24 protein-coding genes and 3 pseudogenes are annotated in these 26,779 nt (G+C 61.9%); 9 read left to right on the top strand and 18 right to left on the bottom strand.

Annotated features, from left to right (window positions below):
* Window positions 1-9: 9 nt before the first annotated feature.
* Window positions 10-465 (bottom strand): group III truncated hemoglobin, encoded by a 456-nt coding sequence (locus Q8M85_RS03335; protein ID WP_305540246.1) that lies wholly within the window; start codon window positions 463-465, stop codon window positions 10-12.
* Between the two features lie 76 nt (window positions 466-541).
* On the opposite strand from Q8M85_RS03335, the gene Q8M85_RS03330 reads away from it, so the two are divergent.
* The 5 genes from Q8M85_RS03330 to Q8M85_RS03310 all read left to right on the top strand — a co-directional run bounded on the left by Q8M85_RS03330 (window position 542) and on the right by Q8M85_RS03310 (window position 3,711).
* A complete protein-coding gene (locus tag Q8M85_RS03330; protein ID WP_305540242.1) occupies window positions 542-976 on the top strand; it encodes an Rrf2 family transcriptional regulator in 435 nt (144 codons plus the stop codon).
* Window positions 973-1,245 carry a DUF6522 family protein gene (locus Q8M85_RS03325; RefSeq protein WP_305540239.1) on the top strand — a complete coding sequence of 91 codons (273 nt, stop codon included), beginning with the start codon at window positions 973-975 and terminating at the stop codon, window positions 1,243-1,245. Before Q8M85_RS03330 ends, Q8M85_RS03325 begins: the two co-directional genes overlap by 4 nt.
* A 97-nt stretch (window positions 1,246-1,342) precedes the next feature.
* The gene (locus tag Q8M85_RS03320; protein WP_305540236.1) at window positions 1,343-1,939 is read left to right on the top strand and encodes a TetR/AcrR family transcriptional regulator; all 597 of its coding nucleotides are present in this window, start codon (window positions 1,343-1,345) and stop codon (window positions 1,937-1,939) included.
* 3 nt (window positions 1,940-1,942) lie between these two features.
* Window positions 1,943-3,088 (top strand): efflux RND transporter periplasmic adaptor subunit, encoded by a 1,146-nt coding sequence (locus tag Q8M85_RS03315; RefSeq protein WP_305540233.1) that lies wholly within the window; start codon window positions 1,943-1,945, stop codon window positions 3,086-3,088.
* Entirely contained in the window at window positions 3,085-3,711 is a 627-nt protein-coding gene (locus tag Q8M85_RS03310; RefSeq protein ID WP_305540230.1) for an ABC transporter permease, read from the top strand. Before Q8M85_RS03315 ends, Q8M85_RS03310 begins: the two co-directional genes overlap by 4 nt.
* Before the next feature lie 211 nt (window positions 3,712-3,922).
* Here the strand turns inward: Q8M85_RS03310 and Q8M85_RS03305 are convergent, their stop codons facing one another.
* The 5 genes and pseudogenes from Q8M85_RS03305 to Q8M85_RS03285 form a co-directional block, all read right to left on the bottom strand.
* On the bottom strand, window positions 3,923-4,600 hold the full coding sequence (locus Q8M85_RS03305) for a nucleotidyl transferase AbiEii/AbiGii toxin family protein (RefSeq protein WP_305540227.1): 678 nt from the start codon (window positions 4,598-4,600) through the stop codon (window positions 3,923-3,925).
* Window positions 4,601-4,864 (bottom strand): hypothetical protein, encoded by a 264-nt coding sequence (locus Q8M85_RS03300; RefSeq protein ID WP_305540224.1) that lies wholly within the window; start codon window positions 4,862-4,864, stop codon window positions 4,601-4,603. It abuts the gene before it with no gap.
* A 92-nt stretch (window positions 4,865-4,956) separates the two neighbouring features.
* Window positions 4,957-5,778 (bottom strand): type IV toxin-antitoxin system AbiEi family antitoxin, encoded by an 822-nt coding sequence (locus Q8M85_RS03295; RefSeq protein ID WP_305540221.1) that lies wholly within the window; start codon window positions 5,776-5,778, stop codon window positions 4,957-4,959.
* A gap of 322 nt (window positions 5,779-6,100) precedes the next feature.
* Window positions 6,101-6,528, bottom strand: a pseudogene (locus Q8M85_RS03290) (transposase); the annotation flags it as partial.
* Window positions 6,529-6,653: 125 nt separating this feature from the next.
* Window positions 6,654-9,014, bottom strand: a complete 2,361-nt coding sequence (locus tag Q8M85_RS03285; protein WP_305540218.1) for a 1-deoxy-D-xylulose-5-phosphate synthase N-terminal domain-containing protein — start codon at window positions 9,012-9,014, stop codon at window positions 6,654-6,656.
* A 137-nt stretch (window positions 9,015-9,151) separates the two neighbouring features.
* Between Q8M85_RS03285 and Q8M85_RS03280 the strand changes: the two genes are divergently transcribed.
* Window positions 9,152-9,604 carry an Lrp/AsnC family transcriptional regulator gene (locus tag Q8M85_RS03280; RefSeq protein WP_305540285.1) on the top strand — a complete coding sequence of 151 codons (453 nt, stop codon included), beginning with the start codon at window positions 9,152-9,154 and terminating at the stop codon, window positions 9,602-9,604.
* Window positions 9,605-9,674: 70 nt separating this feature from the next.
* Here the strand turns inward: Q8M85_RS03280 and Q8M85_RS03275 are convergent, their stop codons facing one another.
* The 7 genes from Q8M85_RS03275 to Q8M85_RS03245 all read right to left on the bottom strand — a co-directional run bounded on the left by Q8M85_RS03275 (window position 9,675) and on the right by Q8M85_RS03245 (window position 17,362).
* Window positions 9,675-10,715, bottom strand: a complete 1,041-nt coding sequence (locus Q8M85_RS03275) for an alpha/beta fold hydrolase (RefSeq protein WP_125327869.1) — start codon at window positions 10,713-10,715, stop codon at window positions 9,675-9,677.
* A 29-nt stretch (window positions 10,716-10,744) separates the two neighbouring features.
* Window positions 10,745-11,788, bottom strand: coding sequence for an ABC transporter ATP-binding protein (locus tag Q8M85_RS03270; protein ID WP_305540213.1), 1,044 nt, complete (start codon window positions 11,786-11,788; stop codon window positions 10,745-10,747).
* A gap of 1 nt (window position 11,789) precedes the next feature.
* Window positions 11,790-12,821: an ABC transporter ATP-binding protein gene (locus tag Q8M85_RS03265; protein WP_305540210.1), complete on the bottom strand. Its 1,032-nt coding sequence runs from the start codon at window positions 12,819-12,821 to the stop codon at window positions 11,790-11,792.
* Window positions 12,821-13,663: a carbohydrate ABC transporter permease gene (locus Q8M85_RS03260; protein ID WP_125327867.1), complete on the bottom strand. Its 843-nt coding sequence runs from the start codon at window positions 13,661-13,663 to the stop codon at window positions 12,821-12,823. The genes Q8M85_RS03265 and Q8M85_RS03260 overlap by 1 nt, the downstream gene beginning before the upstream one ends.
* Window positions 13,660-14,526, bottom strand: coding sequence for a carbohydrate ABC transporter permease (locus tag Q8M85_RS03255; RefSeq protein ID WP_125327866.1), 867 nt, complete (start codon window positions 14,524-14,526; stop codon window positions 13,660-13,662). Before Q8M85_RS03255 ends, Q8M85_RS03260 begins: the two co-directional genes overlap by 4 nt.
* A gap of 208 nt (window positions 14,527-14,734) precedes the next feature.
* Window positions 14,735-16,264, bottom strand: coding sequence for an extracellular solute-binding protein (locus Q8M85_RS03250; RefSeq protein ID WP_100196111.1), 1,530 nt, complete (start codon window positions 16,262-16,264; stop codon window positions 14,735-14,737).
* A 45-nt stretch (window positions 16,265-16,309) separates the two neighbouring features.
* Entirely contained in the window at window positions 16,310-17,362 is a 1,053-nt protein-coding gene (locus Q8M85_RS03245) for an NAD(P)-dependent alcohol dehydrogenase (protein WP_100196007.1), read from the bottom strand.
* A gap of 324 nt (window positions 17,363-17,686) precedes the next feature.
* On the opposite strand from Q8M85_RS03245, the gene Q8M85_RS03240 reads away from it, so the two are divergent.
* On the top strand, window positions 17,687-19,549 hold the full coding sequence (locus Q8M85_RS03240) for a sigma-54-dependent Fis family transcriptional regulator (RefSeq protein ID WP_305540192.1): 1,863 nt from the start codon (window positions 17,687-17,689) through the stop codon (window positions 19,547-19,549).
* 11 nt (window positions 19,550-19,560) lie between these two features.
* On the opposite strand, the gene Q8M85_RS03235 is transcribed toward Q8M85_RS03240, so the two are convergent.
* The 5 genes from Q8M85_RS03235 to Q8M85_RS03215 all read right to left on the bottom strand — a co-directional run bounded on the left by Q8M85_RS03235 (window position 19,561) and on the right by Q8M85_RS03215 (window position 22,922).
* Complete coding sequence (locus Q8M85_RS03235; RefSeq protein WP_305540189.1) at window positions 19,561-20,322, bottom strand: 2OG-Fe(II) oxygenase; 762 nt, start codon at window positions 20,320-20,322, stop codon at window positions 19,561-19,563.
* A gap of 81 nt (window positions 20,323-20,403) precedes the next feature.
* Window positions 20,404-21,345 (bottom strand): MBL fold metallo-hydrolase, encoded by a 942-nt coding sequence (locus Q8M85_RS03230; protein ID WP_305540186.1) that lies wholly within the window; start codon window positions 21,343-21,345, stop codon window positions 20,404-20,406.
* A gap of 18 nt (window positions 21,346-21,363) precedes the next feature.
* Complete coding sequence (locus Q8M85_RS03225) at window positions 21,364-21,657, bottom strand: hypothetical protein (protein ID WP_305540184.1); 294 nt, start codon at window positions 21,655-21,657, stop codon at window positions 21,364-21,366.
* 84 nt (window positions 21,658-21,741) lie between these two features.
* Entirely contained in the window at window positions 21,742-22,029 is a 288-nt protein-coding gene (locus Q8M85_RS03220; protein ID WP_305540181.1) for an aldehyde dehydrogenase family protein, read from the bottom strand.
* Between the two features lie 596 nt (window positions 22,030-22,625).
* The gene (locus Q8M85_RS03215) at window positions 22,626-22,922 is read right to left on the bottom strand and encodes a hypothetical protein (RefSeq protein ID WP_305540179.1); all 297 of its coding nucleotides are present in this window, start codon (window positions 22,920-22,922) and stop codon (window positions 22,626-22,628) included.
* Window positions 22,923-23,099: 177 nt separating this feature from the next.
* Between Q8M85_RS03215 and Q8M85_RS03210 the strand changes: the two are divergent.
* Window positions 23,100-25,682 (top strand): annotated as a pseudogene (locus Q8M85_RS03210) (strawberry notch-like NTP hydrolase domain-containing protein); the annotation flags it as partial.
* Window positions 25,683-25,829: 147 nt separating this feature from the next.
* Window positions 25,830-26,779 (top strand): annotated as a pseudogene (locus tag Q8M85_RS03205) (integrase); the annotation flags it as partial.

The raw sequence follows: 26,779 nt of genomic DNA, 5'->3' as shown, positions 1-26,779 counted from the left end.
CTCCTGTCGTCAGAACAGCTTGGGTGGCGCGGCCGGGCAACTTTGGGCGGATGCAACCGCGATATGCAGGGATTGGGCGATGCGTTCGGCGCGTTCGATCACATGGGCCGCGCCTGCCGGAGTGCAGGTTTCCTCTGCCGTGGCACGGAATAGCGCCAGCCAGCGGTCGAAATGCGCCGCCTCGATCGGCAGCGGAGTGTGCGCAGGCACCGGGCGGCCATGATACTGACCCGTCATCAGGGCGACCGACGACCAGAAGGTCACCATGCGTTCCAGATGCGGGGGCCAATCGGTGATCCTTGCCGCGAAGATCGGGCCCAGCAACCTGTCGTCGCGCACCTTGCCGTAAAAGCGGTGCACCAGCTGATGCAGAACACCTTCGTCCAGCCCGGTTTCCGCCATCATGGCAGCCGTCACGGCTGGACGTGCAGAGGTAGGGTTCCGTGGTGGCGCGACCGTTTCCATCTGAGTCTCCGTCTTGCACTTTGGCTTAGACCTACTAATAGGTATTGTAAATACCAATTCAAGGGAAGCAGCCGGCATGCGCCTGACCTCGTTCACCGATTTCGGCCTTCGCATGCTGATGCGCATGGCGGGCGATCCCGCGCGGGCGTTTTCCACGTCCGAGCTGGCGGAGGATCTGGGGCTGTCACGCAATCATCTGGCAAAGATCATGCAGCACCTGTCGCGCGCGGGCTTCATCGACACCCGGCGTGGTGGCGGTGGTGGTGCGGTGCTCGCGCGCCCGGCGGCGGAAATCCGGCTGGGCGACATCGTGCGCCAACTTGAGGAAGGCCAGCCGTTGGTCGAATGCTTCGGGGCCGATGCCGGGGTGTGTTCGATCGACGGGCGATGCCGCCTCAAGGCCCGGTTGAGGTCGGCGGAAGCGGCGTTTCTGGACGATCTGAACCGGTCGACCCTGGCCGATATCGCGCTGGCACCGCAAAGTCCCCTTGGCAATTTGGTGCAGCCATGAACCGGATCGAACGCGACGGCGAGGGCTTCGTCATTCCGGCCGCCCTTCTGGCCGAAGCCTTCAAGATGACCGAGGACGATGTGCGCCTTGCCATGCGCGACGGCACACTCACCTCACTTTGCGAAGCCGGAGAGGGCGAAGATGCGGGACGCTGGCGGCTGACATTTCGTCATGCTGACCGGGCTTGCAGGTTCACCCTCGATGCGACTGGCGCGATCCTGACGACGTCGCGCTTTCCCGTGCGGTCAACCCCTCGCGCTTCTCCCTGAGTTTGGTCCGCTGATCTCTGCATGCTTTGCCACAGTCGGATTGACTCCTACGCCTCCTTAAGTTAGTATTTACTTACTTACAACATCAGGCAACCCCATGCGCAAATCGGCAGACCTTCGCAAAGCCCAGATTGTCGCGGTGATCCTTGATCTTGCCGACAGGATCGGCCCGGACCGGGTGACGACCGGCGCCATCGCGGCGGAAGTCGGGGTAACGCAGGCTGCCATCTTCCGGCATTTTCCGACCAAGGCCGAGATGTGGGTGGCTGTTGCCGATCATGTAGCGGGCCTGCTCACGGCGGCCTGGGCCGAAGCACTGAAAGAAGCCAACCCGCCGGTCGAACGCCTGAAGGCGTTGGTTGGTGCGCAACTGGACCAGATCAAGGCGCACCCCGCGTTGCCCATGCTCTTGTTCTCGCGCGAACTGAACGTCGAAAACGCCGCCTTGCGTGCAGCGTTCCGGGATCGTCTGGCTGCGCTGCACGGGCTGTTGATGCAAGAAGTCATCGCAGGCCAGCGGGACAACGCTCTGCTCAGGGATGTTGCTGCCGGGGATGTGGCCGTACTTCTGACGTCCCTCATTCAGGGATTGGCGATCCGTTGGTCGCTGGGCGCGCGGGATTTCGTCCTGCGCGACGAAGGACTGCGGCTTCTGGCCGTCCAACTTCGGCTGCTAGGAGTGAGAGGGGGCTGAGTGATGCAAAAGGCATGGTTCATCGGGGCTGTGGCAGTGTTGGCCATCGGGGCAGGCGTTCTGTTCATGACAGAGCGGCCGCTGACCGTGACGGTCGTGGAACCTGAACCTGACGTGGCCCTGCGCATCTACGGCCTTGGCACCGTTGAGGCGCGGGTGCTGACGCGGGTTGGCTTTGAAGTTAGCGCCACGCTTCTCTCCCTCTCGGCCGACGCGGGCGACCGCGTTGCCAGGGGGCAAATCCTCGGCGCATTGCACCAGGGCGAACAGGAAGCGCGCGTTGCCCGCGCCCACGCCGCTGTTGCGGCCAGCCATGCCAACCAGGCCAAGGCAGAGGCTTCCGTTGTCCGCGCAAGGGCCATTCTGGCGCAGCGTGAGACAGCAAATCTGCGTCTGCTGGAACTGAGCCGTCAGGAAGCCGCAAGTCTTCAGCGCGCCGAAGAGGCCCAGCGAGACGAGGATGTGGCCCGGGCCGACGTGGCCGTGGCCGAGGCCGAGCGCGACGTGATCCGCGCACAGGCAGCGGACGCAGCCGCCGCCCTTCAACTTGAAGAGACACTGCTGGCGCATCACCGGCTGTTTGCGCCCTTTGACGCGGTGATCGTTGCCCGCCACGCTGAAACGGGGGCCGTGGTCCGGGCGGGCGATCCGATCTTTACCCTCATCGATCCCGCCACCATCTGGATACAGGCCTACATCGACGAAGAGCGCGCAGGTCAGCTGGCCCTGGGCCAGCCCGGCACCATTCGCCTGCGGTCGCAGCCCGCTGGCGAATTTCACGGCACCATTGCCCGCATCGGTCTTGAAAGCGACCGGGTGAACGAAGAACGCCGGGTCTGGCTGACCTGCGCCGATTGCCCGGCCGAAATGTTTCTGGGTGAACAGGCCGAGGTGCGCATTCTGACTGGCACACGGGCCAGCGCCTTGATGGTGCCCGAAGTGGCGATTTCCGGTTTTGATGGTTTTCAGGGCCAAGTCTGGACGGTGCAGGACGGGCGGCTGGTGCGCGCACAGTTGACGTTCGGCGCACGCGATGACCGTGGCCGGATCGAGGTGACGGGCGGCCTGCCCGAAGGCGCGCAGATCGTGGCGAACCCGCCGCAGGGCGCGGACGAGGGACGGCTGGCCCGGATCGGGGATACGCCATGAACCTTGCAATCCGCGACATCCGGCACGGTCTATTCCGCTTTGTCCTGACCTGCTTTGGTCTTGGGCTACTGATGACGGTCGTGCTGGCGATGATCGGCATCTACAACGGGCTGGTGGCCGACGCGTTGGCCGTGGTGAAGGCCCCCGCAGCCGATGTCTGGGTGGTCGAGGCGGGCACGCAAGGCCCGTTTGCCGAGGCCTCAAGCATCCCTGCGGACACGCGGGACGCCGTCGCCCGCATGCCCGGCGTGGCCGAGGCGGGTGCCATCACCTTTCAGACCATCGAGGCCGCCCTTGGGAGCCGGACCTTGCGGCTTTACGTCATCGGCTTTGAACCCGGCCGTCCCGGTGGACCGCAGCGCATTGCCGAAGGGCGCGGATTTGGTAGCAGCCATTTCGAATTGATCGCCGACCGCAAGACCGGGCTGGTGATCGGCGACCGGATCCGCCTTGGCCGCGACCGGTTTACCGTCGTGGGTCTGGTGGAAAATGCGATTAACTCGGGCGGGGAACCTTGGCCAGCAGGCAGTCGAACTGCGTCATGCGCCGCGCTGGCAGTTGACCCTTGGAAACAAGACCTCGGGCCAGGCCGTCCGTGCGCTGGCATGGCTCGGGCCGGATGAGGCTCCCAAGGCCCTGCAAATCCTGCGATCCAAGCTCACGGAGACGGCAAAGATTGAACTGATGTCCGCCGCGCCGCAGTTCCCGACTTGGCTGGCACGATTGGTTGGAGAGATGCTCCATGGCTGAGGCATTCCTGCGCCTCAACGGCAAAGACCGGCTGGATGCTCTTGGCGTCGCAGCCGATCGGCTTGGCCGGCCGTCTGCGACCGGTCAGCCTGCTCGCGCGATCGCTTCGACCAGGACTGCCTTCGTTGCTCCCTGTGCATTGCCCTGAAGAATCTGAAATCCCTCTGACACCAACAACTTGCCTGTGATGGCATCAACCAGCGCAGGATTCATTTTCTCGGTTACCGCGAGCGCTTCCCGGCAAGCATCAGGAAATCTGGAGCAGGCTTCAACGACGTAGTCGGTGCCCATCGCCTGGGCGACGGCGGCGATGTCGAACATATCCCGGGGCTGGAGGTGTGAACCGCGGAAGACTACCTTCTTGGCCAGGATTTCGGCTGGCGTCTCGAGTTTGACGCGTCGTCCGCGGATTTCGGAAATGACATACGGTTCTTGGGTGACTGGGTCGCAGCAGATGAAGTCGATCTCGCCGACGCCATTGAACACGATCTTCAAGGCGCGCGTGCCATCGGTCTCATAGTCGCTCGGTGCGAGTGCGAGATTGTATCCTTGCGTCTCTGGGTTCAAATACGGGAGGTACTGGGCATCGTCGATGAAGAGGTCGATGTCGTGGCTTTCGCGATGCTTGATTTGGAGCATGAGAGCCGTTCCGCCCCCAAAGCTCCAGTTCGTCATGCCGATACCCTGACCGTTGGCTTGGTCAACGATCGCTACAGCCGCGTCAAAAAGCTCGGGCCAGCGGCTTGGCTGCGGGACGTTCATTCAGATCGCGAGCGGGAGCTTGTATCCGGCGAGCTCGGAGAATTTTTTTGCGACCACAATGACTGCGTCCTTGCTGACACCCATCTCGTCGATAAACGACTGCTGCAGTTTGGGCGACACTTCGGACAGGAAGGTGAACACGCTGCAATCGAAGGCATCGACGCTCTTGCTGTTGGCGATCTTTTCGGCCAGCTGGGTAGCCGTCACCAGCACGCCGTAGGGCGCGCTGACTGTCGACATCACTTTCGCTGCGACCGAGGCCATTGCATCATCTCTGTGAGGTAACTCCTCACGTAATGTAGTCGATGGGCGTCAACAAAGCAATAAAGCCCCGCTTCACCCGGGCCTCATAGGTCTCACGTGCCACTGTCGGCCTCCGGTTTCACTAAATCTTCCGGCACCATGATCCGATAGCGCGGGTGGATCTTGCCGCCTCGGACCAAGGCTCGGTCGCCGCTGCCGAGGTCGAAGGCCTGCGCGTCGATCCGTTTGCGCCAAGGATGATCGTGGCGGTCGGCAAAGACAAAGAACAGGCGCTTGACCTTGATCTTGCGGCAGGCCTGCAGGAGGTCGGCAAGCAGTTTTGGGCGCAGCGTTGTCAGGCTCTCAAAAACCATGTCGAGCGTGTGGAAGCTTTCATAGTCGGGCAACTCGTCCATGGCCTCCAGGATCGCGCGCTCCGGCGTCGACATCGTGAGACCCCAGTCCCATGGCTGGCCGGTCGTCATGCCCTCGATCAAGCCCAGTTTCGGGTCGGCAAACAAGGATCGGGGGCGGGTTCTTATCGGGGCGTCCATCGGCAGTTTCGCCAGCCAATTGGGGATACTGTCCCCATAGACCCAAACTGGAGCGCTTTCGCCGAGGCGCAGATAGTGGGCATGTCCTTGTTCGCCGAGCGCCTTGGTGCCGCCGACATGCAGGTCATGACCCATGATGTGCTGCGTGGACAGGATGCAGGTCTTCCAGTCGATGCTGTTCGACGTCGGGGTGGCTGCGGTGCTGGGGAGTGGGCGGCGGAAGACACCGCGTGCGATACGCTCCAGCCAGCCGCGCTTCACATAGTCACGGAAGCTCTCGTAGGCGATACCTTGGGAGATGAGCCATGCGGCATCGACCAGATACCCGGCGGGCACGGCATCGAGCAGTTTCTTCAGATTCTGTGATCTTGCGGCGTCCATGATGCCTAAAGTGACAGATTTTCAAGGAGACATCTACCGGTTTCTTTGATGAGCATGCTTTTCCAGCGTTATGGGCGCTCCAACATCACGATTTCCAAAGAACTGAGGGACTGGCCCCAAGTGACGTGAGATCTGAAAATGCGGGGTTGAGCGATGGCTGCGACTTGCGGTGGTTGCCGAAGGCCGAGGTCGGCACCTCCCGGTGTGCCGTCGGGACCAGGACTTGGTCCTTCGGACAGGAGCTTGATCGAGGCTGATGTCCCGAAGGGCCAATCTGCCAACCTATAGGTTGGCAACTACGCTCGGTTTGCCAAGCCACGGTATCGTTCTCAATAGCGATTGCCTTGTCCTGCAAGAGCTTGCGGGCCCGCAGTAGAGCCCGACGCTTTTGGCTCGCCAGCGTCTTTACATGCACCTGGCGATACAGGTTGACGCGCATCATCTGCGCAATTCCACGCGCGTCATTCCGGTCGCTTTTGTTGATTTCAGCTCTCAGGAATGCCTTGGTGTGGCGCGTCTCGACACAGATCACCGGCAATCCAGCCTGCGCCATACCCTCGAACAACCACTGCGACAGTGGGCCAGCTTCGAGCCCGATCTGTTCAATACAGAACCCTGTCTCCGTCAAGGCCCTCGACAGATCCTCGGGATGGCTGAAAACCTTTGCTTCACTGCAAATTCGTCCGTTCTCATCGACGATGCAGATGTCGGTCATTTCACCGAAACATCCAATCCGGCATAGTGCTTCATGCTGCGCTTCCTCCCTGACGCTTGTGGCTGCTTCACACAGACCACGTTCCATCATCAGCTCGAAGCGCGCACCTCCACGAACGCTGTCGTCGGGAACGGGGCGCAAGCCGAATACCCATCTGAACCTAAGAACTTCGTCCCGTTGTCAAACCCGCTATGGACTGCGCAAGGGAGTCACGGTCCAGCCCGAAGTGGTGATAGAGGTCGCCGATCGTGCCAGTCTGGCCGAAATGCTCGACCCCGTGTGACACTGTCTTGTGCCCGCCGACCGACCCTAGCCAAGCCAAAGTGGCCGGGTGTCCGTCAATGGCCGTGATCAGCAGACAATCTCGCGGCAGGTCCGCCAACAATGTCTCAATGTGGCTGCGTGCCGCCCGGTTACCACCTGCGCGGGCGCGCTGTGCTGCCGTCCAGCCCGCGTTCAGCCGGTCGGCCGAGGTAACGGCCAGCACCCCCACATCGCGGTGGTGTTCGCCGATGATGCCCGCTGCCGCAATAGCCTCAGGCGCTACAGCCCCCTGATAGGCGATCACTGACTGGCAATTTGGTCCGGGCTTTCGCAGCCAGTAAGCTCCGTCGATGGCCCCTTGCAGGAAGGCGTTGTCGTGGCGCTTGCCCGGCTGTTCCAGCGGGTTTGTCGTCAACCGCAGATAAACCGACCCGCCTGTTTTGTCGCGCAGCCAGGTGCGTTCGTCCGGGTCGCCATTGCCGTCGCGTTGAAGATAGTCGAAGGCCCATTCCATGATCACAGCCAGTTCATCGGCAAAGGCCGGTTCAAACGCCGCCAACCCATCCTGCGACATGCCGGTCAGGGGCGTGCCGATGGACTGATGCGCGCCGCCTTCGGGCGCCAGTGTAACGCCCGACGGGGTGCCGATGATGATGAAGCGGGCATCCTGATAGCAGGCATAATTCAGGGCATCGAGGCCCCGATGCACAAAGGGGTCATAGACTGTGCCGATGGGGAACAGCCGCTTGCCGAATAGGCTGTGTGACAGGCCCGCCGCCCCCAGCAGCAAGAACAGGTTCATCTCGGCGATGCCCAATTCGATATGCTGGCCTTCGGGCGCAAACTCCCACTTCGCGGTCGAGGGGATGCGGTGCTCAATGAAGGCATCGGCCTGCGGCTGGCGCGCAAACAACTTGCGCCGGTTGACCCAAGCGCCAAGGCTGGTGGTTCCTGTCACGTCAGGCGACGTGGTCACGATCCGCGCGGCCAGCGCAGAGGAGCCCTTGGAAAGGTCATCGAGGATCTTGCCGAAGGCGGCCTGAGTCGAGATCTCGCGGCCAGTATCGACGGTGATCTTTGGCACAGCAATGCGGTCGTCGTGATAGCGGCGGCTGCCCTTGGCAAAGAACGGCACGCGCGACAGGAAACTGCGCAGGGCGGCAGGGTCTTGGACGGTGGCCATCGGGTCCCATTCCTGCCCCGGCGGCACGCCCATGTGCCTTTGCCACGCCGCAAACTGGGTCGGGTTCATCAGCCCGCCGTGGTTGTCCTTATGGCCGGCAATCGGGGTGCCCCAGCCCTTGATCGTGTAAGCGAGGAAACAGGTCGGCCGGTCGTGGGTGACGGCATCGAAGGCCTCGGCCATGGTCTGCACGCAGTTGCCGCCAAGGTTTTCCATCAGCGCTGCCAACCCTGCGTCGTCGCGCCGGTCGATCAGCGCCGACGCATCGCCCTGATCGCCCAGATCCTCCATCAGCCGCTTGCGCCAGACGGCCCCGCCCATAAAGGTCAGCGCGGCGTATTGCTGGTTCGGGCAGCGGTCGATCCAGTCGCGCAAAGCGGCACCCCCCGGCTCGGCAAAGGCCGCGCGTTGCAGGGCGCCATATTTGATCCGCACCACATCCCAGCCGAAGGCGTCGAAGATCTGCTCGATCCGCGCAAACAGCCCCTCACGCACGATCCCGTCCAGCGACTGGCGGTTGTAGTCGATGATCCACCAGCAGTTCCGCAGATCGTTCTTCCAGCCCTCTTGCAGCGTCTCATAGACGTTGCCTTCGTCCAACTCGGCATCACCGACCAACGCCACCATGCGGCCCAGGGACAGATTGCCACCCCAAGCCTTGGCGGCGATATAGTCCTGCACGATGGACGCAAACGACGTGATCGCGACGCCAAGGCCGACCGACCCGGTGGAGAAATCGACATCATCCACGTCCTTGGTCCGGCTGGGGTAGCTTTGCACCCCACCGAAACCGCGGAAATTCTCCATCTTCTCGCGGGTCTGGTTGCCCATCAAATATTGGATGGCGTGAAAGACCGGCGAAGCATGGGGTTTGACCGCCACTCGGTCCTGCGGCCGCAGTGCGTGGAAATAGAGCGCGGTCAGGATCGACACCATCGAGGCCGAGGACGCCTGATGCCCGCCGACCTTGATCCCGTCCACCTTGGGCCGGATGTGGTTTGCGTGGTGGATCATCCAGTGCGACAACCACAACAGCCGCTGTTCTAGGGTTTTCAGATGGGGAAAATCAGGCATCGGCAACTCCTTTGGGCAAGAATATCGCAGTCCTTGGGCGAGATTCCGGCATTTTACCTGTCCTTTTGCACTCCGATTACTTAGATTCGGCGTTAAGTTGACAAGAGGCGCTGGTTTTCGGCGTATATCACGTGAAACTGGATCAGATCGACCACCGAATTCTGAAAGAACTGCAGGCAGATGCGCGCATCTCGCATCAGGACCTGAGCGAGCGCGTCGGCCTGTCGCCCTCACCCTGCGCGCGGCGCATCCGCCGGCTAGAGGCCGAAGGCTTCATCACCGGCTACAGCGCCGTGGTGGACGAGGTACGCATGGGCTTTGGCTTCAGTGTCTTCGTCTCCGTCAAGCTGGATCAGCAGGTGGACCGCAAACTTGTCGAGTTCGAGCGTGAGGTCAAACTCTGCCCCGAAGTCGTAGAGTGTTGGCTGATGACCGGCAGCTTCGACTATCTGCTTCGCCTTTCGGTTGCCGACCTGAACGACTTCGAGCACTTTTTGACCGGACGTCTAACGAAGATCGGCGGAGTCGCTTCGATTGAGTCTTCAATACCTATCCGATGGGTAAAGCGGCAATCCGCGCGGATCAGCTGAGCTTAGGACGAGACTCCAGACGCAATCAAGTCCACCAGATGACTGATCAGATCGCCCGCAAGAAGATAGCCTAGACCTGTTCACCTAGCAGCCCGGAGAGAGCCGCGTTGATCTGCGGCATGTAATCAGGCTCGATGGCGAAAAGACCAAGATGGCCTGCCTTGCCTTCGATCACGGTCAGGCGGGCACCGGGGATCAATGCTGCCTCTGCGATGCAGGTGGTCACAGGGAAAATCTGGTCTGACGATATCGGCATCAGCAGCACCTTCGACTTCACCTTCGCGTAGGCGGCCTTTGCATCGCCGCCCGCAATGCCACCCACATCGGCGCGTTGCCATTTGCTGACCTGTGCCAGCAGGTTGTTGGCATCCATCGGCGCGAAATAGCCGGTCATGAAATCGGTCAGAAAGGCATCCAGAGACGCATGGCCCAAGGGTTCCCACCCCTTGCGGTCTAGAAAATCAGGGCACCAAGCAAGGTTTGTCCAGTAAAGCGCGTGCTGGCGCAGTGGCACTGCCATGTCGGCAGCGGCATAGGCTCCGCCGTTGAAGCCTGGAGCAGAGGTCAGGATGTCCTGCACGATCTTGCCTATGACCACGGCATGGGGGCGCGTGGTGCCAACCCCCGCCAAGGCCGCAACACGCTGTGCAAAACCGGGGTAACGGCAGGCCCATTCCAGCGCCTGCCCCGCCCCCATCGACCCGCCGAACACCAGCGCCAGATGATCGAGGCCAAACGCCTCTGTCACCAGCCGGTGCTGTGCGTTGACGTCATCTCCCATTGACACTGCGGGAAAGGCCGCCCCCCCTTGCGCCGCAGAGTTAGAGGGCGATGTGGACAGGCCTGATCCCAACTGATTTGCCAGAATGATGAAATACTTCGATGGGTCCAGCGCATGGCCCGCGCCTATGTAAATCTGCTCCATGATCTTGGTGGTGCCCGTGTACCAGGTGGTGACCAGCACTGCGTTGTCCTTGGCCGCGTTCAGCGTGCCTTGGGTGGCGTAGGCAATTTGCGCGTCCTTCAGCACCTGCCCCGAGGTCAGGGTGAAATCGCCAAGGCTGTGCAGATGAAACGGACCGTGGTTTTCCTGTGAATAGTAATCACTCATTGTTGCCATCTCCTCAGGTTGCAAATTTCTCAGGCCACAAGGCGGCCTTGGTGGTATAGCCGCAAGCAGTCTTGCGGCACGTCAAAACGCACGATTGCCCCGACCGTTTCGGCCCCTGCTACGGCACGGATGCGCAACGACGCGTCGCCGACCGACAAGGCCAGCACCTGATCGGCACCTTCAAACCAAATGCGCGTCACGGTGCCTGCCAGGGGCCCACCCGCAACCGCATGCTCCGGGCGAAAGGCCAGTGTCAGATCTGTGGTAGGCAGGTCCGCGGGGGCTGTGCGGGACAGGCCGGCGCCGGGGACAAGCACCCGGTCACCCTCGTGCACGGCGGGCAAAAAGTTCATCGCTGGGCTGCCGATAAAGGTCCCAACATGGGTGGTGGCAGGGCGTTCAAACAGCTCTTGCGGAGTGCCCGCCTGTATCACCTCACCGTGGTTCATCACGACAACTGTATCGGCAAAGGTCAGCGCCTCGTTCTGGTCATGCGTGACCAGCACCATAGTCAGGCGAAACTCGCGGTTGATGTCCTTCAGGATCTTGCGCAGCTCGAACTTCATCTGCGGGTCGATCACCGTCAGCGGTTCGTCCAGCAGCACTGCTGAAACATCTTCGCGCACCAGCCCGCGGCCCAGCGAGATCAGTTGTTTCTGATCTGCCGTAAGCGCCACGGCGCGGCTGTTCAGATGCCGCGACAGGCCCAGCCGCTCGGCAATTGCCTCGACCCGCGCCTTGATGCGGGGGGTGGGCACGCGGCGGCACACCAACGGGAAGGCCAGATTTTCGCCCACCGTCATCGACCGGTAGATCACCGGCACCTGAAACACCTGCGCGATATTCCGCGCGCCGGTGTCTTTATCAGTCACATCCTGCCCGTCAAACAGGACCCGGCCCTCGGACGGCTTCAATAGGCCCGAGATGATATTGAGCATGGTGGATTTGCCACAACCAGATGGCCCGAGCAGCGCATAGGTGCCGCCATCGCGCCAGGTCATGTCCAGCGGTTTCAGCGCATTTGTTCCGTTGCCGTAGGAGTGGGCCAGTTTGGCCAGCCGAATTTCTGCCATGTCAGACCCCTGCCCTTTGCCCGTCTGCGCCAAAGACTAATCCTTTGTGCAGATCAAGATGCACGCCCACCACATCACCGGGGCTTCGCAGCACGACGCTTTTTTCCTGCATCACCAGGTCAAGGCCGTTCAACGACAGGTGGGTCAGCGTTTCAGACCCGGTGACTTCGGTAAGCGTGACCCGCGCCTGATGCGGCCCGCCCGCGCGGATATCGCTTGCGCGCAGGCCCAGCGTGTAGGCACCCGACGGCAGAGTAATTGCCTGCTGGCCAAGCGCGCCGAAATCGGCAACGCCGTTCTGGTGAAATGGGATCGGGTTGATCGGCGGGTCGTTCACGACCCTGGCGGCGGTCAGGCTGGCCGGGTTGGCAAAGACATCACGCGGGCTGCCCGATTGCACGATGCGACCGTCCGCCAGCAGCACGATCTGGTCGCCCATCTGCAAGGCCTCACGCGGATCGGTCGAGGCGTAAAGCACCACTGTGCCCGTCTCTACTGCCAAGAGGTCAACCAGATCTTTGCGAAACGCCTCGCGCAGATTGTAATCAAGGTTCACAAACGGCTCGTCCAACAGAAGGACCGGGGCCTTTTTCACCAGCGCGCGGGCGATCGCCACACGCTGTTGCTGGCCACCTGACAGCGCCGAGGGGCGGCGGTCCACCATCGCGGCAAGACCCACGCGCGCTAGGGCCGCCTCGGCGCGGGCGGCGGCGTCGGCCTTGGCCACACCCGCGCGCACCAGGGGGAAGGCCACATTGTCGCGCACGTTCAGATGTGGATAGTTGATGAATTGCTGCGTCACCATCGCCACCGGGCGCTTCCAGGGCGGCAGGCGCGTCCAACCCGTGCCGTCCAGCAAGATCTGGCCCCTGTCCGGCGCAATCAGCCCCGCAATCGCGCGCATCAGCGTGGTCTTGCCCGCCCCAGTGCGGCCCAGAATGGTGGTCAGCGTGCCGGGCTGAAAGCTGGCGTTAATGGCGGCTAGATGCGCCACGCCCCCCACCAGCAGCTCAAGATCTGTGATCTTCAGCATCAGCGCACCGCCCCGGCCAAGCCGCCCTTTGACAGGAACCGCTCTACCACAAACGCCAGCACAACCAGCGGCGCGATGGATACCAGCGCCGCCGCCGACAGCGACCACCACGGCGTCACCGATGAATTCAGCGACACGATGGCCACTGGCAAAAGCTGCGTCTCGGTAAAGGTCAGCGTGAAGGCAAAGAAAAAGTCATTCCAGCCAAAGATGATGCAGAACATCCCGGCCACCACCAACCCCGGCAGAGCATTGGGCAGGATCACCCGCCAGAAGGTGGTGATCGGATTGCAGCCATCCATCCACGCCATCTCATCCAGCCCACGCGGCACGCCGTTGAAGAAATCGACCATGACCCACACGGCAATCGGCATCAGCAGCGCCACATAAACGAGGATCAACCCCGGCAGACTATCCAGCAGGCCAAGCGAGCGCAGCATCAGGAAAAAGGGAATGGCCAGCACGATAGGTGGCATGATTCGCTGGCTGATGAAGAAGAAGGTAATGTCGCTGTTGCGCATCCACAGAAACCGGAAGGTGAACCGCGACAGCGCATAGGCGGCCAGTGTGCCAAGCGTGATGCTGATCACGCTGGCCGAAAGGGTAACGACGAGGGAATTGTAGAACGGCTTCACCACATTGATACCGCCCACCCCGCCGAAAAGCGACTGCCAGCCCTGCAAGGATGGTTCATACTGCACCCACGGGATCCATGTCGCCCCGCCGGTCACGCCATTGGCGGATTTGAAACTGGTGGTCAGCGCCCAGAGGAACGGGAACACGACAAAGGCCGACCACAGCGCGATCGCCAGATATTTCAGCGCCAGATACAGGGTTTTCATGCCGCGTCCTTTACCAATGCGCGCACCAGAAGCTTGGCAATCACCGTCAGCGCCACGATCATGATGATCAGGTAGGTCAGCGACAGCGCCGCCGAATAACCGATCTGGAAATCCCGCATCCCCCGAATGTAGATGTAATAGCTGGATGTTTCGGTACTGGTGCCCGGCCCGCCAGATGTCAGCACATAGACCGTTTCCATGATCTTTGACGCCTCGATCAGGCGGATCAGGATGGCCCCCACCGAAATCGCGCCCAGCATCGGAAAGGTTACTGAAAAGAACGTCCGCACAGGCCCCGCACCATCAATCTTTGCAGCGAGATATGGCTCGTTCGGCAAGGACAAAAGCCCCGCCAGCAGCAGCAGAAACATGAACGGCGTCCATTGCCAGACCTCGACAATCACCACCGCCGCAAAGGCCCAGCCTGCGCTGGAGAGCCAAGGTGCGGCGCCGATGCCGAGACTTTCCAGAATGGGGTTCAGCGGCCCGAGGCTTTCATGAAAGATCGTGCGCCACAGCACCGACATGACGACGGGCGTGGTCATCATCGGGATCAGGAACAACACCCGGAACAGCCGCCGCGCGGCTAGGTCGCGCCAGACCATCAGTGCCAGCGCAAAGCCAAGGACATACTGGATCAGCACCGTGGTGACCGAGAGCAGCGTCAATCGCCCGAGAGCCTGCCAATAGCGGGCGTCCTCCCACAGGCGGCCATAGTTCTCGCCGCCGATCCAGTTCAAGCCGGGGTTATACACATCCCAGGAGGAAAAGCTGACGCGGATGGTGAACAGAAGCGGGAAAAGGATGATCGCCACCAGCACCAGAAGGCCGGGCAGAAGGAACAGGTATTTCTGGCGGTACATCGGCGTGCGGTCCTTTTTGGTTTCGGATCGGCTTGGTTGCCGTCACTAAAGCCGCCCCACCCAACCCTCCGCCCCAAAGGCGGGAGGGAGAAGCGGGATCTGCAAAGCTGTCTTGCGACGCATCCGGCAAGACGTGCCACGTCAGTGCAGGGGCCTCCCCCATGGGGAGGCGATGGGGGTGGGGGGGGCTGCAACAGCCCCCCTTTGATCACTTGTCTTCCAGTGCCACCACGTTTGCATAGGCGGCTTTCACCTTGTCCTTGCCAATCCGGTCCACGATTGCGGTCCATTCGGCGGCCACACCATCCAGCGCCTCTTGCGCCGTGGCCTCGCCCGATTGCGCCCGTGCCACACCTGCAGCCAGCGACGACATGAACTCGCCCACCCCCGGCACGCGCAGGTCGAACACCTGATTGGGGGCGCTGTCCACCGCCTTCAGCGTGTCGGCATAGGTGGTGGCAACGGCAGCATCCCAGCCAAGGTCGTTCTGATAGAACGCCGGGTCGAAATGTTCGGCCCGGTACGGGTTCACGCCAAAGCGGCCGATTTGCAGGTCAGCCATGGTGTTCGCCTCGTTGGAAAAGAAGCACAGATAGTCGAATGCCATATCCTGATTGGGGCTTGCCGCGGCCACTGCAGACGACCAGCCCCAGGTGACATAGGATACCTGATTTGGCGTCTCGAACGTATCCCACGCGCCGGTGGTGCGGTTCCAGACCTCTTTCGCGCCCGGCAAGGGTGCTGCGGCCACCTTGTTGCGGATCGGGCTGTCAGCCTGCATGGCCTGAATGAAAGCATCGTCCCATGAATAGGACATCAATGTCTGCCCGCCACCGAACGAAAAGATCTCATCCCCCAGACCGAAAGACGTGCCACCGGGCGGCATCGACGCCTGTGCCGCCACGAACAGTTCCAGCCCGCGTACCCAGCCGGGGGTGTTGATCAGGGGCGTCATGGTTTCCAGATCAAAGAAGAAACCACCCTTCACGTCGGGGTGCTTGGCATAGGCCGCAACACGGCTGATGAAGGCGGAAAACATCAGGTCGTCGCGCTTGGTCACTTCGGCAGTGCCGAAGTTCGGCGCACCGTCGCCGTCAAAGTCGAAATCGTTGAAGACGGCGGCGACCTCGTTATATTCCTCCCATGTTGCAGGCACGGTCAGATCGCGGCCAGTGGCCTCTTTGAACTTCGCCTGCATATCCGGGTTTGCGAACACATCGCTGCGGTACTTCAGATAATGGCGGTCGCCGTCCATCGGGTATTGCAACAGCTTGCCATCCACAAGCGACACGCCACGGTAGGTGTCGGTCACAGATTTCATCCCCGATGTTTCCTGATATGCCGCAGGCACTTCGGCAAAAAACGGACTGAAATCCCCCAGCCACAGCGAGGCATGGAACAGCACGTCATACGCCGCCTGCTGTGTCTGGAACGGAATCATGATCCGCTGGAACAGATCGCCGAACGGCACGTGCACCACGTTGACGGTGGCCCCGGTCAGTTCCTGAAACTGCTGAGCGTGCAGCGCTGTCGGCTCGCCGATCACCGGGATGGCATGGGTGATGATGTTCAGCGTGCGCCCGGTGTAGTCCTTGGCATCAATCGCTTCGAAGGAACAGGTGCCCGGCACATCGGCCTTGATGCCGTATTTGGTGTAATCCTCAGCCATTGCCGTGCTGGCAATCAGGCTCAGGGCCGTCGTTGCGGCAAACGCGCCGCGCAGCGTTGTCTTGGTCATGGTTTCCTCCCGAAAGATCATGTTTATTGCAAGGGAAGCGGACGGTCAGGGGACCAGAACCGCACGTCCCTTGATCTTGCCGTGGTGCAGGTCTTGCAGTGCCTGATTTGCTTCGCTGAGTTTGTAGTGCTTGGTCGCCAGTTCCACCAAACCGCGGTCAGCCAGCGCCATCAATTCGGTCAGTTCGGCCCAGGTGCCGACAAGATTGCCGATAATGTTTCGCTCGGTAGAGATCAGGTCAACGGTGGGAATATTGATGTTTTCGCCGTATCCCACGATGTAATAGCTGCCGTTGGCTCGGGTCATGTCGAGCCCCTTCTTCGTGGTGCCTTTTTCGCCCACGAAGTCGATCACTGCCTCGGCTCCCTTGCCGCCAGTCAGCGCCAGCACGGCGTCAACCTCGTCACCGTCAGCCTTGACCAGATGATCGGCCCCGCCTTCACCTGCCAGCTTCAGCGACACATCGGAAATATCAACGACGATGATCCGCGCTGCACACATGGCGCGCAGAACCTGCACACCGATGTGGCCCAGACCGCCCGCGCCGATGACAACCGCCGTCTGGTCGGGCAGCAACACTTGCGCGGCTTTCTTGGCTGCGCGGTAGGCCGTCAGTCCGGCGTCGGCATAAGGGGCCACGTCCTTGGGGGCCAGCGTCTTGGGCAAGGCTACAAGATTGCGCGACGATGTCAGCAGCGCCTCGGCATAGCCGCCGTTGCTGTCCAGCCCCGGAAACTTGCCGTCACCGTGCATGTCATGGCCACGGCGGCAGGCAAGACAAGTGCCACCCGTGACCTTCGGGTGCACGATGACCGGATCGCCAATCTTGAAGCCTTCAACCTCAGGGCCGATTTCTTCGACCCAGCCTGCGTTCTCATGCCCCATAATGAGCGGCAGCAGCTTATCGCCGGTGGGGTCGGTGATCGGCATCCACACGCCTTCAACGATATGAAGATCGGTGCGGCACACACCGGCCCCGCCGATGCGAACAATTACATCTGTCGATTTTGCAATCTTGGGATCCGGCACGTCTTGCAAGGTCACCCAGTTTGGCGCGGTCAAAGCCATGTCGTATTTGTGAAGAACCTGCGCCTTCATTGGGTGACCTTTCCTGTTTTCCGCCCGGTCGGGCATTGTGGTTGCATGACCGACAAAGCAGCCTTCCGTCGGCCCGGCAAATCAAAGGCTTCCCCCCTGCGGAAGCGTTCAAACTGTGGACGAAACAGCCCCAGAGCGTGGGTTTTCTGAACAGAGTCCAAGCGATTCAGAGCCATGTGGACAGCATGCGGCCCCAGCATGCGGCCCCGTCATCCGGCCACTGTGCAAAATCTGGACAGTCGCCTGCGAATCGGTTGGCGCGTTGACAAAACGGCTCTGGCCACTTAGCCAAAAGGGGGGTCAGCCTGGGGAGGAGGACCGACAATGTCACATCAAAGCGCGGCGCTGTCGCGCGCTCGCATGATGCTTGAATCGCAAGGGCGGTTTCCGGGCGGCGCATTGCCGGGTGATATCTCTGATAGCTGGCTGCGCAGTCTTGGGTTCGGCCTTGATCCGCTGGCGCGCAGCGAGGGCCTGGTTCTTACCGACACAGCCTTTCGCGCCAGCCGCGCGGACCACGCCGACCTGATCCATTTCGCCCGGCCAGAGCTGGAACTGCTGTTCGACCAGATCGCCGGGTCAAATTTTATGATCGCGCTTGGATCGCCCGATGGGGTGGTGCTGGACACGCTGACCGACGGTCAGTTCGCCGATACTGATGCAGGGCGAGCCGTCATTGCGGGGTCGGTCTGGACAGAAGCGACACGGGGTACGAACGCCTTGGGTCTGTGCATCATCAACCGCGCTCCGACGCAGATTTACGGTGGCGAACATTTCCTGCGCGCGCATGGCGATGTTAGTTGCATTTCGGCCCCGATCTTTGACGGGCGAGGTGGTCTGGCGGGGGTGCTGGATGCGTCATCAGGGTCCACGATCCGGCAGCAACATACGGCGGCGCTGGTGCAGATGTCGGCGAGCAACATAGAAAACAGCCTAATTCGCGCCACACATGACCGGATGATCGTTTTGCAGTTCCACCCAAGACCGGAATATCTGGGTACGCTGTCGGTGGGCATGCTGGTGCTGGATGAAGAGTTTCGGATCCATGCCGTGAACCGGCGGGGCGAGATGTTTCTGACCGGGTTCAAAAACCTGCTATCCGAACGGTTTGACCGGCTGTTCGACCGGCAGTTCGAGGATATTGCGCAGCGCCTGCTGCAGGGCGAAACCCTGCGCCTGCGTGACAGAATGGGGTCGGGTGTGTCGATGCGCTGCGTGGCAAACCGCGCAAGCTTCGCGCTGGCGGGGCGGCAAAGCCCGGTGGTGTCGATGCCCGCCAAACCTGTTGCTGTCGCAGACCGCGAAGCCGACCCGTTCCGCGAGATCGTGCTGGATGACCCCGCCCTGCGCCGCGCGCTGTCCGGCCTGCCGGATGCGGCGCGCAACGGCCAGCCAATCTGCCTGATCGGGCAAAGTGGTACGGGCAAAGAAACCTATGCCCGCATTGCCCATGCCATCGCGCGGAAGGGCAAGCCGTTCGTGGCGGTGGATGCAGCCACTTTGAATGCCACGCAGGCAGTCACAACACTGCTGGGACAGACGGAAAGCACGGGCCTTTTGGCCGAGGCGGTAGGGGGCAGCCTGTATCTTGGGGACATGACGGCCCTTGCCGGACCCTTGCAGTTGGTCATCGCTCGGCTGCTGGAACAGGGCGAATATCGCCATCCGATGACCGGCGCGCTTGTGCGGCCCGATGTCCTGTTCTTGCTCGGCGCGACCACTGCCCCGGCTGCGGCTGACCTTGTCCCACAACTGCGCTATGCAGCGATGGGGACGGTAATTACCCTGCCATTGTTGAACGACCGCAGTGATCTGCCCGCGCTCGCATTGCGCTTTGCGCGGGCAGCACGCGCTGATGCCACGCTTGGGCGAGGGGTCGCAGACCTTCTGGCGGCACATGATTGGCCGGGCAACCTGCGCGAATTGCGGGCGGCGATGGCCCAAGCCGCGGGGCGGCGCCAGAGCGGGCCTGTGCAGATGGCGGATTTCGCAGGCCTGCTGGTCAATAGGTCAACCCCTGCTATTCAACATGCCTGTGCCAGTTGTAAAGGCGCGCAGTGGAAGGCCGATCAGTGCCTTGCCGTGCGAGCGGCCGTGCGCCGCCACGACGGCAACGTAACCCGTGCGGCGCAGGAACTGGGCATGTCGCGCACCACGGTCTACAAGCACCTTGGTGCTTCGAACTGACCGGCTGCAACTTATTGCAGATCATACATGACGTTGATGCGCGCCACATATTTGCTGGTACCCGCGCCCAGCCGTGCGCCTGCATGCAACACTGACGCCCGGTTCTGCCCGTGGCGAAAGAACAGAGCCCGCCCGGTGTGGGGGGTGATGGTGGCCCCGGCTTCGCCCTTGTCGTAAAGCACCGTTTCGCCGCCGATGATGCCATCCTCGGAACCGTTCAGGTACAATAGCATCGTCAGCATCGAATGGGTGCCGCGCCATTGCGCCATGCCCGTTCCGTCTGTCGAAAGCCCGAATCCCGGCCAGTCGCCATCGGTATGCAGGTTAAATTCATCCCCGATATCGTAACGGTACATGTTGATCCGCTGGCTAAGACGCGGTGACAGTGCGCGCCCTTCAAGCGTGGCGGGAAGCAAGGGTTTCAAGCGGCGGTGCAGTTCTGCCATGGCCGCCTCGGGCGCAATCCAGTGCACGGTCTTGTTGCGGCGCATGCCCGGCGGGGTCTGAATGCCGGGGGCAGCATCGCGGTAGCCCAGACTTTCGGCCAGGTCGATAAACCGCGCCGCTTCGGCGCGGGTGATCACGTCTTCCATCAAAAAGGCCAGCTTTTCGCCCAATGGCACGGCTTCAAGCCGTGTTTCGGGTGCGTGGGCTGGGTCCAGCAGGCCCGGCGCGTCACAGGCCCAGATCGGCGTGCCCTCTTCAAAACCGCCTTCGGGCAAGGTGCCGGTCAAGCGGGCGACAACGCGGGCATCAACGGTAAGCTGGGTCATGATGTCGGGAACTTTCGGGGCATGACGCGGGAAGATTGGGCGGATGGATGGGATATCCCCATCCATCCGTCTTGTTTGGGATCAGACCCAATCAGCCGGCAGATAGACATAGCCGCTGTCCTTGGCCTTGAATTTGCCAAAGCCGGGGAAGTTGACATGGGTGAACGCCGTCAGGATGCCATCGGCGGCTGCCATTTCCAACAGTTTGCGGCGCGACTGCGCCGCAAGGGTGGCATCGGTATCAAACCCGAAACCGGCCTCAGGCACCGCCGTGTGGATGGCGATGTTGTGCAGCGTGTCGCCCATGATCATCATCTGCTGGTCACCGCTGGCAATGTGCAGCACCGAATGACCCATCGTATGGCCAGGCGCGTGCTTCAGCGTCAGGCCGGGGAACACCTCACTTTCGGCCACTTGCCGCGTGCGGTCGGCATAGGCGCCAAGCGTGCGACGGGCGGATTCGAACAGGCCCTTGGCACTGTCGGGGGCTTGAGCCAGGATCGCGTCATCGCCCCAGAACTTCATCTCGGCTTCATGGATGACGATCTCGGCATTCGGGAAGACCGCTTTGCCTTCCGCGTCCACCAGCCCCTCGGCGTGATCGGGGTGAGCGTGGGTCAGGATCACGCCGTCGATCTGGTCGGGCGTGATGCCAACGGCGGTCAGGTTGGCCAGCGTATTGCCAAGGCCGGGGCCGAAAAGCTGTGCGCCTCCAAGACCTGCATCGACCAGATAGGTCCCGCTTTCGGTGTTCACGACAAAGGTGTTGATCGGCGTTTCCAGCGTGGAATCTTGTCCGACCGACTCCAGGATAGCGGCCATATTGGCGGGATCGACGCCCGAGAAGTAATCAGGGCTCAGCGCCAGAACGCCGTCTAAAAGCGCTGTCACCTCAGTAGTGCCGACTTTGACACGGTGAAAGCTGGGCAGGGTCACACCAAGCGGCGCGCGGGCAAAAGCGGGGAGTGCGGCACTTGTGCCAAAGGCGGCGCCCATCAGGGCGAAGGAGCGACGTGACAACATCAGATACCCTTTCATATATCAAATAACGGCGGATTTCCGTGGGTCGTAATCGGATGTCTCCGCCGGTCCTTTAGCGCAGTTTGGCACAACGAGTATGACCTGATCAGCGAATGCAATGAACAGGCACTGTGCGCTTTTCTGTGATTGAATAATGACCAGCGAATATTCAGCAACAATATCAATGTGAAGCAGCAATGCAACGCGCTGCATTCTGACCGTTGTCATCCCGAAGTGTGAATAGTGGTGGATCGCCTCGATGCCCTTTTTGCGGCCATATTCATTGTTTTTGTGGACGCCAAAGGGCGTTTGCAACGACACCGTATTCTAGACCTTGATGAGACACTGCCCTGCCTTTACCCGGACGGCCACGCGCAGGCCACGACTGATAGTGCGGGTTCACAGCGCGCCAATCAGGCCATGGTCGCTGCCATTGGCGATACGGCTCGCATTATGGTCGGTGTCAAAGGGGATGAGCACGCCCACTGGGCCGAATGCCTCTTCGCGGGCCACGCGCATATCGTTGATCACATCAGCATAGACTGCCGGGGCGATGTCGAAGCCGCCGTCCTGCCCTGTGATCGTGGCAGCTGCGCCACCAGTAATCAACTTGGCCCCGTCCAATTTCGCCACGTCGAAGAACGCCCGCACCCGGCCAAACTGCTGTGGTGTGATGGTCGGCCCCAAGTGTTTCGCCGGGCACAAGTGCCTCGGCCACGCGCTTTACCGCCGTCACGAACGTCGGATACTCTGCGCGCCGCATAAAATGCCGCGTGCCCGCCTAACAGACCTGCCCTGCATTCAGAGTGAAATTCTTCACCGCCCCGGTCGCGGCAATGTCAGGGTCGGCATCGGCAAAGATGAAGTTGGCCGATTTTTCCACAGGTCCAGCGTCAGGGGGATGATCTGATCAGCCGCGATTTACCTGCCGACGCGGTCCAAGCCGACAGGCCCGGTAAGGGCCATGTTGGTGTAGACTTCCAATCGCATGTGCCGAAAATCAGCCTTTGATGAACCCGACCAACACCCCATTTGACGCTGAATCTGCATAGGTGCACCACGCACACAACCCTTTCTCTCGATGAAGATGTCCTGCTTTTAGCCAAGGCAATCGCGGGTCAACAGGGGTGCTACTTTTGGAAAGGTGGTTTCCGGGTTTGCGCGGCGTTCCTTGCAAGGACCTGTCTCCCGGGCCAAACGCAAGGGCATCCCACTGCTGGCATCACATCTCGACATCACGTACATCTAACAGAGCACAGTTGCCGCTCGTCTGAGATGCTCGATCACCTGTTCCCGTCGATCCACTTCGACATCAGCCCCTTGTCGCGGAAGCATTCATCCGGGACGGCCCGGCGCTTGATGCGGGCGAGCTTCTCCGCGAAGGCCACCTGCTTCGAGGTTGGCAGCCGGTCCATGTCGGATACCGGCTTCATCTGCGCCTGCGCCTCGATCCAGGCGCTGAGCGACCTGCGGTCCTGCTGAACTTCCCAAGGCAGGAGGGTCTGATTGCGTAGGGCAAGCGAGCGCGCATAGGCGATCTGCTTGGGTGTCGCGGGCAGGGCGTGTGTGGTGCTGTCCATCGGGAAACTCCCTTGCTGGCTTGGCCTCCAATATAGAACATAACAGGAACAAAATCAAGCCAAGCGTCCGCAACGCACCGGTTCGAGAGGAAGAGCGGGGTCGGGGAAGATCAGGCCTGAGGGTGCCCGAGAGAGGGTGCCCGGGCCTGTCCATGTCCCTCATTTTGGAGTTCTCCGATGACCTATCTCGCACCCGTTGCGCCTCCCGTTTCTGTCCCGTCTCGTGATCCCACTCCCGCGATCCTCGCTGTCGCCGAAGCGCTGCAGCCCGATCTCTCCCAAGGCTTCCAGATCGACGCGTTGCGTCTGCGGCTTGAGATGGAGCGTGCCTTCGGCGGCTCTGACGCCGATGGCGCCTGGGACTGGAAGCTTGCCTATGAGGCGGGCGAGGTGGCGCTCGTCCTCTTCCTGCGGAAGTTCGGCCGCGCGCTGCTCACCCGGGCTGGCTCGCCTGCGGCGCTGTTGCCGATCCTCGCCAAGGTTTCGGCCCTCTTGCCGACCCATACGCGACGGTCAGAGGAGATGGAGCGGTTCCAGCAATTCTCGACGCCGCTGCCCATGGGGCTTGTGGCGCTGGCTGCAGCGCAGATCACGCCCCGTGACCTAGTCCTCGAGCCTTCCGCCGGGACCGGGCTTTTGGCGATCCTCGCCGAGATCGCGGGCGGAAGTCTCGCTTTGAACGAATTGACCGACATCCGCGCCGATCTTCTGCGTCTTCTTTTTCCAGGCCGTCCCGTCACCACCTTCGATGCTGCGCAAATCGACGATCATCTGGACGCCGGCGTTCGCCCGAGCGTCATCCTGATGAACCCGCCCTTCTCGGCCGTGGCCAATGTCGATGGCCGGACGACCGAGGCGACAGCGCGCCATCTGCGCTCGGCGCTCGCGCGCCTTGCCCCCGGTGGACGGCTTGTTGCCATCACCGGCGCCGGTTTCGCGCCAGATGCATTGGCCTGGGCCGAGACTTTCGACCGTTTGACCGAGTCCGCCCATCTGGTCTTTACAGGTGCTGTGTCGGGTGCGGCCTTCGTCAAGCATGGGACCAGCTTCGAGACGCGGATCTCGGTCTTCGACAAATGCCGGGGTGGCGAACTGGGTGGCATCACGGCTGATCTGCAGCAGCCCATGTCTCCTGATGTGGCCCACCTCCTTGCCCGGATCACGGCCGATGTCCCACCGCGCCTCGAGATGGATGCGGGCACCGTCGCCCAATTCCGCTCCGCTTCCCCTTCCCGGGGAAGTCTTCCTCATGCGTCCGGCCCTGCCGCTCGACCCTCGCGGTCGACGGCAGCGGCCAAGATGGATGTGCATGTCACCACGCCGGATGTCGAGGACCTCGCCTACACCCTCCGCGAGGCGGCGGACGATCTCGGCGCTGCGCGCCTGTCGGACGCGATCTACGAGACCTTCCGTCTGCAGGCGATCGACATCCCCGGCGCCGCGCCGCATCCAACCAAGCTGGTGCAATCGGCAGCCATGGCCTCTGTTGCGCCTCCGAAACCGACCTATCGCCCGAAACTCCTCGCCGCCGTCCTGCGCGACGGCCTGCTGTCGGACGCCCAACTCGAGACGGTGATCTACGCCGGTGAGGCGCATGGCGCGCATCTCGCCGGCTCGTGGATCGTCGATGAGACCGGCGATTTGGTTTCTGCCGCACCTGAGGATGCCGCTGACGCCGTCCGCTTCCGTCGTGGCTTCTTCCTTGGCGACGGCACCGGCGCGGGCAAGGGCCGCCAATCGGCCGGGATCCTGCTCGACAACTGGTGCCGGGGTCGCCGCAAGGCGCTCTGGATCTCGAAGAGCGACAAGCTCCTCGAGGATGCGCAGCGCGACTGGGCGGCTCTGGGTCAGGAGCGTCTGCTGGTGACGCCGCTGTCGCGGTTCGCACAGGGCAAGGATATCCCGCTCTCCGAGGGCATTCTGTTCACCACCTATGCCACGCTGCGCTCCGAGGAGCGGGGCGCGAAAAAGTCCCGTGTCGATCAAATCGTCGACTGGCTGGGGGCGGATTTCGACGGGGTGATCCTGTTTGACGAAAGCCATGCCATGGCGAATGCCGCCGGATCGAAGGGCGAGCGTGGTGATACCGAGGCCTCGCAGCAGGGCAGGGCGGGCCTGCGGCTCCAGCATAAACTGCCCAATGCCCGCGTGGTCTATGTCTCGGCCACGGGGGCCACCACGGTGCACAACCTGGCCTATGCGCAGCGGCTCGGACTTTGGGGTGGCGAGGATTTCCCGTTCGCCACCCGCGCTGAATTCGTCGAGGCCATTGAGGCAGGCGGCGTCGCCGCGATGGAGGTTCTGGCCCGCGACCTGCGGTCGCTCTGCCTCTACACTGCCCGGTCGCTTTCTTACGATGGCGTCGAATACGAGATGCTGGAACACGCGCTGACCCCTGAGCAGCGCGGCATCTATGATGCTTATGCCGGGGCTTTCGCCATCATCCACAACAACCTCGCCGCCGCGATGGAGGCCGCCAACATCACCGGCGAGAGCGGCGGCACGCTGAACCGGCAAGCCAAATCCGCTGCCCGATCCGCCTTCGAGTCCGCCAAACAGCGTTTCTTTGGCCACCTTCTGACCTCGATGAAGACCCCGACGCTGATCGCCAGCATCGAGGCCGATCTGGCCGCAGGCCATGCGTCCGTCATCCAGATTGTCTCGACCGGCGAAGCGCTGATGGAACGCCGCCTGTCGGAGATCCCGACCGAGGAGTGGAACGACATCCGCGTCGACATCACCCCGCGGGAATACGCGTTATCCGGAGTTCCGGATAAGACATAATATGCCGCGTCCGCGTTATGCAGAGCGCGGCGCTTCATGTCGTTGATATGATGTTTCATTTTGGGATCTCCACTCGGCATAATCATGATGCCTCTGCTCTCAACCGCAGAAGGACACCCCGACATGACCTCCCCCTCCAACTCTCACCCCGGCAGCGCGGCAGCCGCCGGGGCTGTCAGCGGCCAAGCACTTGTTTCCGGTTATCTTGCGGATAATCCCAACTTGTCTGCTGGCGCGCTCAGCGCCGCCCGGCATTTCCTGAAGTGGGTCGCCGACCAGCATATCGCGATCAGGGATCTTGATACTGCGGTCATCAGTCGTTTTGCGCGACACCGCTGCCGGTGTGGCCGCTATAGCGCCGCGCAGTTGCGGGACCCCGCTTACATCACCGAGGTCCGGAGGTTTCTTCGTTATCTGGAGGATACCGGCCATGTGGCCATTCCAGACGAGGTTGCCCGGCTTGGCCCGCATTTGGTCGGCTTTTCCGCGTGGCTTGCTGGCCAAGGCTACGGCAAGGTCATCTACAACTCCCGCATGAGTCAGGCGCGGCATTTTGCGGAATGGGCTCTGCAGCGACGTATTCCGGCCAGCCATATCGATATCGACGTGATCGAGCAGTTTGCCCATCACGACTGCCAGTGCGGGATCAAGACCAAACGCGGCAAGCGGGTCGAGGGCACCGGCAATAAGGATCGCCGCCGTGGTGCCCGCGCCTTCGTGTCTTTCCTCAGAGAGGAGGGGGTAATCCCAGTGGCCGTGTCCACGGAACTACCGGCCGATCCACGCGTCGCCGATTTTGCCACTTGGCTGCGCCGGGACCGCGGCGCCACGTCCGAGACGATCAGGCGCTATCAGCAAGAGTTGGGCCGCTGGTTGATGAAGCTTGGATCGGAACCGCAGGGGATCACCGCTACGGCCGTCCGCTCGATCGGTCTGGATCAAGGCGAGGACCGCTCCCGATCGTCAGTCCGCATGACGATAACAGTCTTGCGCACATTCTTGCGTTTCATGATCGGCGAGGGGTTGTGTGCTCCGTCGCTGCTTCTTGCGGTGCCGTCAGGGGTGCGACGCAG

Origin of the sequence: Tabrizicola sp. (assembly GCF_030694085.1) — a bacterium.
Taxonomy (GTDB): domain Bacteria; phylum Pseudomonadota; class Alphaproteobacteria; order Rhodobacterales; family Rhodobacteraceae; genus Tabrizicola.
The sequence above is the reverse complement of the archived record's forward strand: the minus strand, read 5'-3'. Positions and strand labels throughout refer to the sequence as shown.